The sequence below is a fragment of the Tepidiforma flava genome (assembly GCF_027594505.1).
GTDB lineage: Bacteria > Chloroflexota > Dehalococcoidia > Tepidiformales > Tepidiformaceae > Tepidiforma > Tepidiforma flava.
Map to the genome: position 1 here is coordinate 1899342 of NZ_CP115149.1, position 13381 is coordinate 1912722.

Here is a 13381-nt window from a genome sequence, read left to right on the forward strand (position 1 = left end):
AGCCCGCCCGTACACGATCGCGAACGGCCACGGGTGCCGCTGGATGACCCGGCTCAGCCGGAACCACGGGCTCCGCGGGTCGATGCCCTCCGACTGGTGCAGGAAGGGCACCCGCAGCGCCGATCGACCCGCTTCCCGAAGACCGCCAGCAGCGCCGGCGTCAGCGAGACCGCAATCGCCACCGCCACCAGCACCACCACTGCCCCCGCCGTCGCCAGCGTCGCAACGAACGGCAGCCCCATCACGAACAGCCCGAGGAACGCAGATCGCCACCACCACCGGCCGGCGAACATCACCGACCGGCACCGACGTCACCACCGCCTCGACGACCCCCTCCTCCACCGACCGCCCGCCGTGAATCGCCTCCCGGAACCGCGTCACCACCAGCAGGCTGTAGTCGATGCCGACCCCGATCACCGATCATCGCCGCGAACTGCGACGAGAAGCCGGGGAAGCCGACCCAGCGCGCCGCCACCGTGATGATCGCCAGCCCCGTCCCCAGCCCGAACAGCGCCGCCCCGATCGGCACGCCCATCGCCACTACCGACCCGAACGCGATGAGCAGGATGAACACCGCCGCGATGAGGCCGTAAATCTCCGAACCGAACTCCGTCTGCTCGTTGAACTGCACCACCCGGCCGCCCGGATCTCCACCGTGAACCCCGGCCCGGTCTCCGACTCCGCGAGCCGGATGAGCGCCACCGCCGTCTCGTGCGGCACCTTGTCGGCATCGAACTGGAACCGCACCACCGCCCGCGCAATCGTCCCGTCCGGCGAGATGTGCCCCGGCCGCTCGAACGGCGATTCGATGGCCGCCAGCGTCCGGGATCTCGGTCCGCACCCGCGCCAGCACCGCCTCGATGTCGGTCCCGCGCCCCCTCGATGCCGGTCGGCACCTCGAACACGAGGTCCGCCTCGCCGCCCGCCTGCGCCGGGAACCGCGCCTTGAGCAGGTCGTTTGCCCGCTGCGATTCCGAACCCGGCAGCGTGAACTCCGTTTGGAACTCCCCGCCGATGCCGCGCGCCAGCCCGCCCATCACCGCGAGGATGAGAACCCATACCCCCAGCACCCACCACCGCCGCCGGTACGTCAGCCGCTGCCCATCGTTCCAGGCCAGACATCGCCACACCCTCCTGCCGGGGTCAGCCGGCAAATCGCCGCCGGTCAGCGCCGCGAAGGCGCGGCCGCCCGGCGAATTGGACAGAATCGAGTGTGAAACGGAACTCCGGTTCCGATCAAGAGGCCAATCCGCTATCCTCACCCTTGGAGATCTCTATCGCATGTCCCGCGCCGAGCGTTCCGACGCCCGCCAGAACCGCGAGCGCATCATCGATGCCGCCCGCGTCCTCTTCCTCGAGCACGGCACCGCCGTCGAGATGCGGCAGCTCGCCGAGCGCGCCGGCGTCGGCATCGGCACCGTCTACCGCAACTTCCCCGCCAAATCCGACCTCGTCTCCGCCGTCGCCGCCGACATCCTCAACGAAACCTCCGCCGCCCTCGACGACGTCCTCGCTCTCGACGACCCGGTGGAAGTCGTCGCACGGTACGTCGAAGTCCTCGCCGAGACCTTCGCCCGCACCGCCCCCCTTGCCATGGACCTCATGGCCGCTCCCGCCTTCGAAACCATCCGCAGCCAGGTCCTCAGCTGGTTCGCTGAGCCCCGTCTCCAGCGCGCCATCGAACGCGACGCATCCAACGCGGCGTCTTCCGCCCCGACCTCGACCCGGAAGCGGCCCGCCTCTTCGTCGCCGGCGCCGCCGACCCTCTCCTCATCCTCGCCGTCGGCCCTGGCCCCCTCCCGCACCGCTTCCGGCGCAGCCTCGTCGACCTCGTCCTCCGCGCCCTCCTCGCGCCCGGCGCCGGGCTGCCGCCCGGGCCCGCTGCGAAAGGGACTTAACCGGCCCCCTATTCCCCGGCGCTATAATCCCGTCAACCGCCGCGGGCCGCCCCGCCCCGCCACGTCGCCCTCTCCGGAGCCTGCCTCGTGGAAGACCCCAGGATCGTCGCCGAGCGGATCATCCAGAACGTCGAACACGTCATCGTCGGCAAATCCCGCGAAATCCGCCTCGCCGTCACCGCCCTCATCTGCGGCGCGCCACATGCTCATCCGAAGACGTCCCCGGCGTCGGCAAGACCATGCTCGCCCGCGCCGATCGCCGTCTCCACCGGCTGCACCTTCCGCCGCATCCAGTTCACCCCGGACCTCCTCCCCTCCGACGTCACAGGCGTCTCCATCTACAACCAGAAAACCGGCGACTTCGAGTTCCGCCCCGGCCCCATCCTCGCCCAGGTCGTCCTCGCCGACGAAGTCAACCGCGCCACACCGAAGACCCAGTCCGCCCTCCTCGAGGCCATGGAGGAGCGCCAGGTCACCGTCGACGGCGTCACCTACCGCATGCCCCAGCCCTTCATGGTCCTCGCCACCCAGAACCCGATCGAATACGAGGGCACTTTCCCCCTCCCCGAGGCCCAGCTCGACCGCTCTCCTCATCCGCATGTACCTCGGCTACCCCTCCCCCACCGATGAGGTGCTCGTCCTCGATAACCAGCAGACCCGCCACCCCATCGAAGCCCTCCAGCAGGTCACCGACGCCAACGAAATCCTCCAGCTCCAGCGCGCCGGCTTCCGCGAAATCTACGTCGACCCCCTCATCAAGCAGTACATCGTCCAGCTCGCCAACGCGACCCGCGAACACGAAGCCGTCTACCTCGGCGCCAGCCCCCGCGGCTCCCTCGCGCTCTTCCGCACCGCCCAGGCCAAAGCCCTCCTCGAAGGCCGCGTCGACTTCGTCATCCCCGACGACGTCAAAGACCTCGCCGTCTTCACCCTCGCTCACCGCGTCATCGTGAGCCCCGGCGCCAAAGTCAAAGGCGTCATCGCAGGCCGACGTCATCGCCCAGTGTCTAGCCCAGCGCGTCCCCGTCCCCGGGGCTCGCGCCCGCGCCTGAGGCGGCACCGTGCGGCGGCTCATCGGCGCGGCCATCGCCCCCGAACGGCGCACCCTCGCCCTCGTTCTCGCCATCCTCGCCGTCTCCGTCTTCGTCGCCTTCGCCACCGGCTTCTGGCTCCTCTTCCGCCTCGTCTACATCATCGCCCTCGTCCTCCCGCTCGCCTGGCTCTACACCTGGTGGAACACCCGCAACCTGGAGGCCGCCGCCGACCGCCGCACGGCCCGCGCCCAGGTCGGCCAGGAGGCCCTCGAAGTCATCGAAATCCGCAACACCTCCTTCCTCCCGAAAGTCTGGCTCGAAGTCGAAGACCCCTCCGGACTGCCCGGCCACCTGGCTCCCGCCGCATCGTCACCATCCCGCCGCGCCGCTCCCGCAACTGGATGGTGACCACGCCCCTCCTGCGCCGCGGCCTGTACGAATGGGGCCCGCTCACCGTCACCGCCGTCGACCCCTTCGGCATCTTCCGCCGCACCCGCACCTTCGGCGAAGCCCAGCAAATCCTCGTCTACCCGCCCGTCGTCGAGCTCCCCCACTTCCAGGCGCCCCCGGCCAACCTCCCCGGCGAAGGCCGCTTCCGCCGCCGCACCCACTACGTCACGCCGAACGCCGCCGGCGTCCGTGAATACGCCCCCGGCGATGCCTTCAACCGCATCCATTGGCGCTCCACCGCCCGCACCGGCGAACTCATGGTCAAAACGTTCGAGCTCGACCCCGCCTCAGACATTTGGGTCACTCCTCGACCTCGAACGCCGCCGTCCACGCCGGCTCCGGCGACGATTCCACCGAGGAGTACGCCGTCCGCATCGCCGCCAGCGTCGCCCGTCACTACATCGTCGCCAACCGCCCCGCGGGCCTCATGCAGTTCGGCCGAGACCTCCGCATCCTCGAGCCCGAGCGCGGCCAGAACCAGCTCACCCGCATCCTCGAGACCCTCGCCACCGCCAGCGCCGTCGGCGATGCCCCCCTCGGCGCCCTCCTGCTCGAAGAGCAGCGCCGCTTCGGCCGCCACACCACCCTGGTGATCGTTACCGCTTCAACGGACGACCACTGGCTCACGGCCATCCAGTCGCTCACCCAGCGCGGCGTCCGCGCCGCCGTCGTCCTCGTCGACCCCTCCACCTTCGCGCAGCGCATCGCTCGCCGCTCCTCCTCTACGGGCAGCTCACCGCATCCGATATCCTCACCTACGTCGTCCGCCGCGGCGATGAAGTCTCTCCGTCGCGCTCGGCCCGGCCGGCGCAGGAGGTGGCGCATGGCAGGCCTGAACCCGACCATCGAGCGCGGCCCCGTCCGCAGCGCCGGGTCCGTCGCCCTCAACCTCCCGCGCATCGTCATGAGCTGGGAGGACTGGCTCACCTTCGCCGCCGCCGTCGTTACCTTCGCCGCCATCGGCCACTCCCTCGACCAGGCGAACTGGGTCGACGGCATGCCTCCCTTCATCCCCACCGTCCGTCGCCGGCCTCGCCATCGGCATGCTCACGGCCCGCACGCGCCTCCACGCGCTCGCCATCCATCCCGTCGGCCTCCTTGCCGGCGCCGCCGTCGTCGTCCTCGTCGCCCAGACCTACGCCGACGGCCCCACCCTCGCCGACCGTCCTCGCCGACTTCCGCGTCCGCATGGTCGAATGGTTCACACGTCGTCCGCGCCGGCGACATCTCCAACGACAACCTCCCCTTCGTCACCCTCGTGCAGGGCACCACCTGGCTCGCCGCCTACGCTCGCCGCCTGGTGCCTCTTCCGCTGGCACAACGCGTGGCTCGCCCTCCTCCCCGGCGGCTTCATCCTCCTCACCAACATCTCCTTCCTCGATGGCCAGCCCACCGGTGACTTCGTCATCTTCCTTTTCGGCGCCATCATCCTCATCTCGCCGCGTCCAGCCTCCAGAAGCACCTCGCCCGCTGGCGCGCCGAAGGCGTCGACTACCCCGAGTTCATCTCCCTCAGCCTCATCCAGCTCACCGTCGCGGTCGCCGCCGCCCTCGTCGTGCTCGCCTGGTGGCTCCCGCTCGGCAACCAGGCCAAAGCCGCCGAATCCGTCTTCGATACCCTCGTCCGCCCGTTCACCTCGCAGTCCGACCAGCTCGCTCCGCCTCTTCCAGCTCAACATCGATTCGCGCCGCGGCGCTCAACCTCCACACCTTCGGCAATACCCTCCCCATCCAGGGCGACGTCACCCTCGGCTCGAAACGCCTCTTCGAAGTAAACAGCGCCCAGGCGGGCCTCCTCCGCGCCACCAGCTACGAGGTCTACACCGGCAACGGCTGGAAAGCCGGCGACCGCGACTCCGCCCGCGTCGATGCCCGCGAACTCGCCGTCGACGCCCGCTCCGCCACCTACGAAGCCCGCACCACCGCCATCCTCCGCGTCAAGCTGCTCTCCTCCGAAAGCACCATCCTCACCCCCGGCGTTCCCCTCGCGGCGAATCTCGACACCCGCGTCGACACCGCCCCCGGCCAGGCCGGCGATATCGAGCGCATGCGCAGCCGTGTCGCCCTCGGCACCGGACGACACCTACAACAGCTTCGGGTCCGTCTCCACCGCCACCGCCGCCCAGCTCGACGCCGCCGGCACCACCTACCCCGACTGGGTCCTCGAGCGCTACCTTCAGCTCCCCGGCTCCCTTCCCCAGTCCGTCCGCGATGAAACCCGCCGCATCATCGCCGAATCCGGCGCCCGCACCCCCTACACAGCAGGCGAAGGCCAGCTCGAAGCCTACCTCCGCACCTTCCCCTACTGGGACCTCGCGCGCGTCCCGGCGCCGCCGCCCGGCCGCGACGCCGTCGAATTCCTCCTCTTCGACCTCAAGCGCGGCTACTTCGATTACCAGTCCTCCGCGATGTGCGTCATGCTCCGCACCGCCGGCATCCCCTGCCGCGTCGCCGTCGGCTACGTCCTCACCCCCGGCTCCGGCGAAGAGACCCTCTACACCGTCCGGAAGAGCGACGCCTACTCCTGGGTCGAAGTCTTCTTCTCCCTCCTACGGCTGGGTCGAATTCAATCCCACCTCCGACCGGCCGCGAAGGCGGCGCGGGCGGCCTCAGCCAGCCCCTCGTTCCCTCCGACCCCTTCGTCGAGCCCTCGCTCGAAGAGCTCTTCGGCCCCGATTACCTCGACCCCAGGGGCGGCGCCGGCCCGGTCCAGGAAGCCCTCGCCGAGGACCCCGTCATCAACCAGCGCTTCAACTGGCTCCTCGTCATCATCCCGCTGAGCATGCTCGCCCTGCTCGCGCGCCGCGGCCGTCGGTCTCCGCGTCGCCTGGAACTGGGGCCTCGCCGGGCTCGATGAGCGCGCCCGCCTCTGGGCCCACACCCAGCGGCTCGCCGGCTGGGCAGGCCTCGGCCCGCGCGCCCCCGAGACCCCGCGCGAATGGTCCCGCCGCCTCGGGCGCACCATCCAGCGCGAAGAGCCAGCCATCCGCCTCAGCCAGGCGTACGAAGAATCCCGCTACGCCCGCCCGGACCAGCACCGCGTCGACGACTGCCGAGGCCGCAGCCTCCTACCGCACCCTCCGCTCAGCGCTCCTCGGCCCGCCTCCTCGGCCGCAAAAAGCCCGCGCCGTGAGCGGAGCCGGCCCTTCCCGCCGCCGCAATCGAGACGCCCCTCGGCTGGGCCGGTGTCGCCGTCACCCCCGCCGGCATCCGCCGCAGCCACCCTCTTCCACCGCACCCGCGACGCCTGCCTCGGCGAGCTCCGCCGCCTTCGGCGCCGCCGAAGCTGCGCCGGCCGACTGCCCGCCCGTGCTCGCCGCCGCGCTCGAGCGCCTCGCCGCCTACGCCGCCGGCGACCCGGCCGCCCTCGCCGCCCTCCCCGTGGACCTCCCGCCGGACCTTCCTCGGCACGTCCCGCCGCGTCCTCCTCGCCCTCCGCAGCATTCCCGCCGGCGAAGTCCGCAGCTACGCGTGGCTCGCCGAAGCCGCCGGGCTCGGCCGCGCCAACGCCCGCGCGGCCGGGGCGATCATCGGCGCCAACCCCGTGCCCCTCTGGCTTCCCTGCCACCGCGTCGTCGCCTCGCGACGGCTCCCTCCACGGTTTCGCCGGCGGCCTCGCCATGAAGCGCCGGCTCCTCGAACTCGAAGGCGCCCTCCCCGCCCCGCAGATCCCCTGAGCGGCGTCGCTTGCCCGGTCCGCGCCAGGCGCACGAAAAGGGGCGCCGGGGCACCGGCGCCCCCTTCCCCTGCGTGGTGACGGCTCGCTGGCCGTCGCCATGGCTCAGGCGTCCCGCCAGGCCTTCATCAGGTGCGTGTACGGGAACCACGCCGTCGGGCGGTAGTTCTCGATGTTCGCATCCCAGAAGTACGTCCAGCGTGTCCGTCGAGAAGTAAATCTCGTACTGCTCCTCCGCGACGTGCTCCTCGATCTGCCGCACCGTCTGCAGCCGCTCCTCCCAGACGAACTGCCCGCGCTGCTTGTCCATCAGCTCTTCCAGCTTCGGGTCGTTCACGTACGAGAGGTTGATCCGGCCGCGCTGCGGCTTCATCGTGAACCGTTCCGTCACGAAGTCCAGCCAGTACGCCACCGCCCGCGGGCTGTGGCCCATCCCCTACGTACTGCCCGCGCTGCTGGTAGGTCGTCGAGATGTACTGCGCGTACGGCTTCGTCACGTCCGTGATGTTGATGCCCAGCTGCTTCAGCTGCGCCTGCGCCAGCGTCGCCGTGTCCACGTACGCCTGCGTGTAGATCGCCGCGTCCGCGTGCTCCCACGTCGTGTCAATCGTCTTCCCCTCGCCGATGGCCGCTGCGAGCAGCTTCTTCGCCTCCGCGAGGTTGTACTCCCAGTATTTCGCCTGCGGGAGGTCCTTCACCTGCCGCGCCCACGGGTAGCCCACGTGGTACAGCTGCTCCGGTACGCCCTCGCCCTTCGAGATCGCGTCCCGGATCGCCTTCCGGTTCAGCGCCATCGAAATGGCCTGCCGCACCCGCTTGTCGTTGAACGGCGGCTTGTCCGTCCGCAGGTAGATGTACCCGCCGATGCCCTGCGTCTCCTCGAACTTTGCGTCCGGCCGCGCCGCTTTCAGCTGGTCGCGCTCCGTCGGCAGGAAGAGCCATCGTCAGGTTCACCTGCTTCGACGAGAAGTCCGCCACCCGCTTCGCCTGGTCCGTGACGATGAGCGCCGTCACCTCGTCGAAGTACGGGTACGGCTTGTCGAAGTAGTCCGGGTTCTTCTTGTAGCTCAGGCTCACGCCCGTCTTGAACTCCGTGTGCAGGAACGGCCCCGAACCGATCATCTTCGTGGCCACCTCCTGCGATTCCGCCCACTCCTGCGGGCAGATCCACGCCCCGAGGTTGCCGCCGAGGTAGAACACGAAGTCCGCGTACGGCTGCTTCGTCGTGATCCGCACCGTCTGGTCGTCCGGCGTCTCCACCTTGTCGATGAACGCCAGCCCCGTCTTGTGCACCGACTTCTCGTAGTTCTTGTACCGGTCGAAGGCGTACGCGATGTCCTTCGAGGTGACCGCCCGCCCGTTCACCGGCGCCACGTTGTGGAACTTCGCGTTCGGCTTCAGCTTCACGACGAAGGTCAGCTGGTCCGGCTGCTCCGGCATCGCCTGCGCCAGGTCCGGCTCCATCGAGTTGTCCGCCGGCGCCACGTCCGGCGTGCCCGCCTTGAACCGGAACAGCTTCGAGTAGCTCAGCCCGTGGTTGTACGCCGCAACGAACGACGTCTGCGTGTAGGGGTCGAGGCTCGGCGGCTGGGAGGAGATCTGGAACGTCAGGCTCCCGCCCGGCTTCGGCTGCTTCGCCGGCGTGCGGCGTCGCCGCCGCCGTCGGCAGCAGGCCCGGCCCGCTCCCGCCATTGCCGCTGTCGTCATCGTCCCCGCCGCCGCACCCCACCAGCGCCATCGTCGCGGCCCCCGCCCCGGCCAGTGCCGTCCCGCGCAGCGCGGTCCGGCGGCTCAGCTTTCGCCGAAGCCAGTAGTTGTCCCGTTTCTCCATGGTTCTGTCCTTTCCCCTGGTTTGGAAGCAGCGGGCGCTGCGATTCCCCATTTCTATTACGACGATTGACGCAATCTTGGATCGAGCACGTCCCTGGCAGCGCGTCTCCGAACAGGTTGAACGCCAGCACCGCGATGCTGATCGCCGCCCCCGGCACCACCGCCGTCCACCACGCCTCCAGCCACACCTGCCGCATCTCCTGCAGCATCCCGCCCCAGCTCGGGTGCGCCGCGTCCGCGATGCCCAGCGCGAGGAAGCTCAGCGCCGCCTCCGCGAGGATGGCGTTCCCCACCTGGATGCTCGCGATGACGATGATCGGCGCCGCGACGTTCGGGAGCACGTGCCGCCACATGATCCGCACGGGGCCGTTCCCCAGCTCGACTCCGCCGCCTCCACGTACTGCAGGTTCCGGATGCTCAGCACCGCCCCCCCGAGCACGATCCGCGCCGTCGTCGGGGTGATGATGATCCCGATGGCGAGGCTCACCATCAGGAGCACGAGCCGCAGGCTGTAGCCTCGCTCCGGGTTGAAAATCGACAGGAAGAAGATCGCCAGCACCAGCGGCGGGAACCCCAGCACCACCTCGATCGCCCGGCTCACCAGCATGTCCACCCACCCCCGGAAGAACCCCATGGCCACCATCCCCAGCAGCGTCCACCAGCAGCGTCCCGATCGCCACCGCCGCGAACCCGATGCCCAGCGAAATCCGGCTCCCGATGATCACCCGGCTGAAGATGTCCCGGAACAGGTTGTCGGTCCCGAACGGGTGGCTCAGGCTCGGCGGCTGCAGCCGCGGGTTCTTCACCGGGTCGACCGCATCCGCCGCCTGCGGCGCCAGCACATCCGCTGCCCAGGGCAATCACGAGAATGAGCAGGATGCACACCACCCCCGCCGCCGCCCCCAGCGGCTTCTGCCGCGCAATCCGCCACAGCCGGGCCAGCCGCCCCGGCCGCCGCGGAAGCGCGCCCGTGATCGCCGGCGCCGCCGAAACCGCTTCCGCGCTCATCACGACGTACCTGATCCGCGGGTCGAACCACGCGTAGCTCAGGTCGACCAGCAGGTTGATCGTCACCAGCACAGCCGCGAAGAACAGGACCAGCCCCTGCACCTGCGGGTAGTCCTTGATCGTCACCGACGTGAAGGTCAGCAGCCCCAGCCCCGGCAGGCTGTAGATGTTTTCCAGCACCACCGTCCCGCCCAGTAGCACCCCGAACTGCAGCCCGAACAGCGTGACCACCGGGATCATCGCGTTCTGCAGCGCGTGCCGGAACACGACCATCCGCTCCCGCAGCCCCTTCGCCCGCGCCGTCCGGATGTAGTCCTGCCGGAACACCTCCAGCATCGAGCTCCGCGTCACCCGCGCCAGGCTCGCGCTCAGCGCCAGCCCGAGCGAAATCGCCGGCAGGTACAGCTGCTCGAGGTTCTTCAGCGGGTCCTCCCAGATGTCGACGTACCCGACCGGCGGCGCGTACCCCCACCACTTCGCCGGGAAGACGATCAGCATCGTCCCCAGCCAGAAACCCGGGATGCTCAGCGCCAGCCCGATCGACAGCACGCGCAGCACGTAATCGAGCGCCGAATCCTGCCGCACCGCGCTGATTACCCCGATCGGGATCGCCACGATGAGCGCGAACACCGTGCTCAGGATGGTCAGCTCCAGCGTCAGCGGAATCCGCGTCCGGATGCTCCGTCCACACGATCCCGCTTGCTGATGATCGTGGTGCCCCAGTCCCCCGTGAGCACGCCGCCCATGTACACGAGGTACTGGGTCACGAGCGGCTTATCGAGCCCCAGGTCCTCCCGGATCGCCTGGCACTGCGCCTCGTCCACGTCCGGATCTCCGTGTTCAGCACGATCTTGCACACGTCCCCCGGGATCATCCGCACCGCCGTGAAGACCACGATGCTGATGACGAACAGGACGACGAGCGGCTTATCGAGCAGCACGCGCTTCGCGAGGTACTGACCCATGCCCCTCTGCCTCGTCTCGCCCGGTAGGAGCCGGCCCACCGGCTGGCCCGGGGATTGCGGCATTCTGGAAATCCCCGGATCAATCGTCAAGGTCTATCGAACCGATAGTTTCGGCAAGTCTAACCGCCGAACGCCGCTCACTTCACCTGACGTGTGCCGCTCACCGCAGCCGCGTCACCGGCCGCAGGAACGCCATCGACAGCAGACCGATCACGATGCACACCGCCACGCTCGAAACCACCGTCGCCCGCGGCCCCCACGCGCTCGCCTGGATGCCAGCCTGCAGATACCCCGCCGGCACGCTCGCCGTAAACGCCAGCCCGTACATGCTCATCACCCGGCCCATCATCGCCCGGTCCGCCTGCTCCTGGAGCAGCGCCACCGCGAAATTGATGAAGACGGCCGGCCCCGTGATGCCAGCCGCGAACAGGCACGCCATCGCGACGCCCAGGTTCGGCGCCAGCCCGTAAGCCAGCGTGAACGCCGGCCCGTCAACACCAGCGAGCTCGCCAGCAGCAGTCCGCGCCGCCGCGACCCGCACCGCGCTCAGCAGCAGCGACCCGGCAACGATCCCCGCCCCGAACGCTCCCCACAGCAGCCCCACCCACCGGTCCGCCGCCCGGAACTCGTCTTCCACCATCAGGACAATCGTCACCGCGAACGGCCCCATGATGAGCACGCCCGGCACTGTCCCCAGCGCCAGGATCCCCAGCAGGGTCGGCTCCCGCCGCACGTACCGCAGCCCCTCGGCGAGGTCCGACGCGCACGCTCCGGCCCGTCGGCACCGGCCGGTCCGTCGCAATCCGCCAGAACAACAGCGCAGCCAGCGCCAGCAGCACCACTTCCGCGCCGAATGCCGCGGTGAGCCCGAGGAAATCCGCCGCCAGCCCGCCGAAGGTCGGCCCGCCGAACTGCAGCGTCGCCATGAACGCCAGCGTCCCGAAAATCGCTCCGTTCTGGATCTGCGGCTGCGCCAGGATCTGCGGTTCATCATCGCCTGCCGCGCCGGGTTCGTGAACGCCCCTGCCGACCCGACGACGGCCGCAAGCAGGAACACCGGCCACACCGCGCGCACCTCCAGCGTCCCGCCAGCGCCACGTAGACCAGCGACACGGCCGCCGCCACGATCTGGTACGTCCGCACCAGCACCCGCCGCCGCTCCACCCGGTCCGCCACCACCCCGCCCAGCAGCGCCAGCGCCGCCCCCGGCAGTGTCTGGCAGATGAGCGCCGCCGCAATCGCCGCCGCCCGCTGGTCCTCCGCCACCCGGTCCCGGATGAACAGCGGGACCGTCACGGCCTGGATGCCGACGCCCATCCCTGCCGCGACCGATGCGAACCACCACGCCCGGTACTTCGCCACCGTGAACGGGTTCCGCGAAATCCCCGCCGCCGTGACTTCCCCTGCTGCGGCTGCTTCCCGGGCCATCGGCCCGCCAGTCTACGTTAACGTCCTGGATGAAGACGCTCGGCCGCGCCGCCACCGGTCCGAAGCTCACGCGTCGTGGGCGAACACCACCGCCCCCAGCGGCGGCAGCACGATGCGCAGCGAATACGGCCGCCCGTGCGCCGGCTTCCCGCGTCCGCCTCCACCCCGCCGAGGTTCCCCATACCGCTCCCCCAGTACTCCTTGGCGTCGGTGTTCAGCACACTCGCGCCATGTGCCCCCGTGCGGCACGCCGATGACGTGGCTCACCCGCGGCACCGGCGTAAAGTTCAGCGCCACCGCCACCTCCCGCCGACCGTCCGGCGACCGTCCGCAGGAAGCTCAGCGTGCTCTGCTCCGCGTCGTTGCAGTCGATCCACTCGAACCCCGCCGGGTCGTGGTCCGTCGCTGTGCAGCGCCGGCAGCTCGCGGTAAAGCCGGTTCAGGTCCCCCACCAGCCGCGCCAGCCCGGCGTGCCGCTCGTACCCCGCGAGGTGCCACTCCAGCTCCTGCTCGTGGTTCCACTCCGACCACTGCCCGAACTCCTGCCCCATGAAGAGCAGCTTCTTCCCCGGCAGCGTGCCACTGGTAGGCGAACAGCAGCCGCAGGTTCGCGACACTTCTGCCAGTCGCTCGCCCGGCATCTTCCCCAGCAGCGACCCCTTCCCGTGCACCACCTCATCGTGCGAAAGCGCCAGCACGAAGTTCTCCGTGAACCCGTACAGCGCCCGGAACGTCAGCAGGTTGTGGTGCCACTTCCGGTGCACCGGGTCGTGCCCGAAGTACAGCAGCGTGTCGTGCATCCACCCCATGTCCCACTTGAACCCGAACCCCAGTCCCCCCATCGACGTCGGCCGCGACACCATCGGCCACGCCGTCGATTCCTCCGCCACCGTCTGCGTCCCCGGCGCCAGCAGGTAGACCGTCTCGTTCAGCCGCCGCAGGAACCAGATCGCGTCGAGGTCCTCCCGCCCGCCGAAGACGTTCGGCTCCCACTCGCCGTCGGCTTCCGCGAATAGTCGAGGTACAGCATCGAAGCCACCGCATCCACCCGCAGCCCGTCCGCGTGGTACACCGTCTCAGCCAGAACATCGCGC

The 13381-nt window shown here is 69.8% G+C and carries 19 protein-coding genes and 2 pseudogenes; 5 read left to right on the plus strand and 16 right to left on the minus strand.

Translation table 11 applies throughout. The features are described from left to right. Positions 1-53: 53 nt before the first annotated feature. The 3 genes from O0235_RS10570 to O0235_RS10580 all read right to left on the minus strand — a co-directional run bounded on the left by O0235_RS10570 (position 54) and on the right by O0235_RS10580 (position 1362). Positions 54-293 carry an MMPL family transporter gene (locus O0235_RS10570; protein ID WP_270058061.1) on the minus strand — a complete coding sequence of 80 codons (240 nt, stop codon included), beginning with the start codon at positions 291-293 and terminating at the stop codon, positions 54-56. Continuing rightward, positions 293-853 carry an MMPL family transporter gene (locus tag O0235_RS16015; RefSeq protein WP_506005460.1) on the minus strand — a complete coding sequence of 187 codons (561 nt, stop codon included), beginning with the start codon at positions 851-853 and terminating at the stop codon, positions 293-295. The genes O0235_RS10570 and O0235_RS16015 overlap by 1 nt, the downstream gene beginning before the upstream one ends. Before the next feature lie 383 nt (positions 854-1236). Beyond that, a complete protein-coding gene (locus O0235_RS10580; RefSeq protein ID WP_270055758.1) occupies positions 1237-1362 on the minus strand; it encodes a hypothetical protein in 126 nt (41 codons plus the stop codon). Positions 1363-1985: 623 nt separating this feature from the next. Between O0235_RS10580 and O0235_RS16020 the strand changes: the two are divergent. The 3 genes and pseudogenes from O0235_RS16020 to O0235_RS16215 all read left to right on the plus strand — a co-directional run bounded on the left by O0235_RS16020 (position 1986) and on the right by O0235_RS16215 (position 3975). Beyond that, positions 1986-2950: pseudogene (locus O0235_RS16020) on the plus strand (AAA family ATPase). Positions 2951-2959: 9 nt separating this feature from the next. Next, positions 2960-3340 (plus strand): hypothetical protein, encoded by a 381-nt coding sequence (locus tag O0235_RS10590; protein WP_270055760.1) that lies wholly within the window; start codon positions 2960-2962, stop codon positions 3338-3340. Further along, positions 3334-3975 carry a DUF58 domain-containing protein gene (locus tag O0235_RS16215; protein WP_444546131.1) on the plus strand — a complete coding sequence of 214 codons (642 nt, stop codon included), beginning with the start codon at positions 3334-3336 and terminating at the stop codon, positions 3973-3975. The genes O0235_RS10590 and O0235_RS16215 overlap by 7 nt, the downstream gene beginning before the upstream one ends. Positions 3976-4389: 414 nt before the next feature. On the opposite strand, the gene O0235_RS10600 is transcribed toward O0235_RS16215, so the two are convergent. From O0235_RS10600 to O0235_RS10610, 3 genes are read right to left on the minus strand one after another with little or no spacing between them, the layout of a single operon-like run. Beyond that, positions 4390-4572, minus strand: a complete 183-nt coding sequence (locus O0235_RS10600) for a hypothetical protein (RefSeq protein WP_270055762.1) — start codon at positions 4570-4572, stop codon at positions 4390-4392. An 11-nt stretch (positions 4573-4583) separates the two neighbouring features. Further along, complete coding sequence (locus tag O0235_RS10605) at positions 4584-5060, minus strand: hypothetical protein (RefSeq protein ID WP_270055763.1); 477 nt, start codon at positions 5058-5060, stop codon at positions 4584-4586. Then, a complete protein-coding gene (locus tag O0235_RS10610) occupies positions 5054-5464 on the minus strand; it encodes a hypothetical protein (protein ID WP_270055764.1) in 411 nt (136 codons plus the stop codon). Before O0235_RS10610 ends, O0235_RS10605 begins: the two co-directional genes overlap by 7 nt. On the opposite strand from O0235_RS10610, the gene O0235_RS10615 reads away from it, so the two are divergent. Both O0235_RS10615 and O0235_RS16030 read left to right on the plus strand, forming a co-directional pair. After that, positions 5439-6161, plus strand: coding sequence for a transglutaminase-like domain-containing protein (locus tag O0235_RS10615; protein WP_270055765.1), 723 nt, complete (start codon positions 5439-5441; stop codon positions 6159-6161). The genes O0235_RS10610 and O0235_RS10615 overlap by 26 nt on opposite strands. Before the next feature lie 662 nt (positions 6162-6823). After that, positions 6824-7138 (plus strand): MGMT family protein, encoded by a 315-nt coding sequence (locus O0235_RS16030; protein WP_373324441.1) that lies wholly within the window; start codon positions 6824-6826, stop codon positions 7136-7138. Positions 7139-7185: 47 nt separating this feature from the next. Here O0235_RS16030 and O0235_RS16035 read toward each other — a convergent pair whose 3' ends face one another. The 10 genes and pseudogenes from O0235_RS16035 to O0235_RS10665 all read right to left on the minus strand — a co-directional run bounded on the left by O0235_RS16035 (position 7186) and on the right by O0235_RS10665 (position 13177). Beyond that, positions 7186-7989 (minus strand): ABC transporter substrate-binding protein, encoded by an 804-nt coding sequence (locus O0235_RS16035; RefSeq protein WP_373324443.1) that lies wholly within the window; start codon positions 7987-7989, stop codon positions 7186-7188. Further along, positions 7973-8764 (minus strand): annotated as a pseudogene (locus tag O0235_RS10625) (ABC transporter substrate-binding protein); the annotation flags it as partial. The pseudogene O0235_RS10625 and the gene O0235_RS16035, both read right to left, overlap by 17 nt. After that, a complete protein-coding gene (locus tag O0235_RS10630; protein ID WP_270055768.1) occupies positions 8761-9228 on the minus strand; it encodes a hypothetical protein in 468 nt (155 codons plus the stop codon). The gene O0235_RS10630 and the pseudogene O0235_RS10625, both read right to left, overlap by 4 nt. Then, positions 9147-9521 (minus strand): hypothetical protein, encoded by a 375-nt coding sequence (locus O0235_RS10635; protein ID WP_270055769.1) that lies wholly within the window; start codon positions 9519-9521, stop codon positions 9147-9149. Before O0235_RS10635 ends, O0235_RS10630 begins: the two co-directional genes overlap by 82 nt. Next, entirely contained in the window at positions 9485-10525 is a 1041-nt protein-coding gene (locus tag O0235_RS10640; RefSeq protein ID WP_270055770.1) for an ABC transporter permease, read from the minus strand. The genes O0235_RS10635 and O0235_RS10640 overlap by 37 nt, the downstream gene beginning before the upstream one ends. A 133-nt stretch (positions 10526-10658) precedes the next feature. Continuing rightward, complete coding sequence (locus tag O0235_RS10645) at positions 10659-10859, minus strand: hypothetical protein (RefSeq protein WP_270055771.1); 201 nt, start codon at positions 10857-10859, stop codon at positions 10659-10661. A gap of 160 nt (positions 10860-11019) precedes the next feature. Continuing rightward, entirely contained in the window at positions 11020-11592 is a 573-nt protein-coding gene (locus tag O0235_RS10650; protein ID WP_270055772.1) for an MFS transporter, read from the minus strand. A gap of 257 nt (positions 11593-11849) precedes the next feature. Then, positions 11850-12287 (minus strand): MFS transporter, encoded by a 438-nt coding sequence (locus tag O0235_RS10655; protein WP_270055773.1) that lies wholly within the window; start codon positions 12285-12287, stop codon positions 11850-11852. A 66-nt stretch (positions 12288-12353) separates the two neighbouring features. Further along, positions 12354-12584, minus strand: a complete 231-nt coding sequence (locus O0235_RS10660; RefSeq protein WP_270055774.1) for an alpha amylase C-terminal domain-containing protein — start codon at positions 12582-12584, stop codon at positions 12354-12356. Then, positions 12575-13177, minus strand: a complete 603-nt coding sequence (locus tag O0235_RS10665; RefSeq protein ID WP_270055775.1) for an alpha-amylase family protein — start codon at positions 13175-13177, stop codon at positions 12575-12577. The genes O0235_RS10660 and O0235_RS10665 overlap by 10 nt, the downstream gene beginning before the upstream one ends. Positions 13178-13381: the final 204 nt, after the last annotated feature.

What these genes read in the sequence shown, in the direction of transcription:
- O0235_RS10645 (WP_270055771.1), bottom strand. Translation starts at nt 10,859, where the DNA reads ATGGGTCAGTACCTCGCGAAGCGCGTGCTGCTCGATAAGCCGCTCGTC.
- O0235_RS16215 (WP_444546131.1), top strand. Translation starts at nt 3,334, where the DNA reads ATGGTGACCACGCCCCTCCTGCGCCGCGGCCTGTACGAATGGGGCCCG.
- O0235_RS10605 (WP_270055763.1), bottom strand. Translation starts at nt 5,060, where the DNA reads ATGTTGAGCTGGAAGAGGCGGAGCGAGCTGGTCGGACTGCGAGGTGAA.
- O0235_RS10600 (WP_270055762.1), bottom strand. Translation starts at nt 4,572, where the DNA reads ATGCGGACGCGGAAGTCGGCGAGGACGGTCGGCGAGGGTGGGGCCGTC.
- O0235_RS10655 (WP_270055773.1), bottom strand. Translation starts at nt 12,287, where the DNA reads ATGGCCCGGGAAGCAGCCGCAGCAGGGGAAGTCACGGCGGCGGGGATT.
- O0235_RS10570 (WP_270058061.1), bottom strand. Translation starts at nt 293, where the DNA reads ATGTTCGCCGGCCGGTGGTGGTGGCGATCTGCGTTCCTCGGGCTGTTC.
- O0235_RS10635 (WP_270055769.1), bottom strand. Translation starts at nt 9,521, where the DNA reads ATGGGGTTCTTCCGGGGGTGGGTGGACATGCTGGTGAGCCGGGCGATC.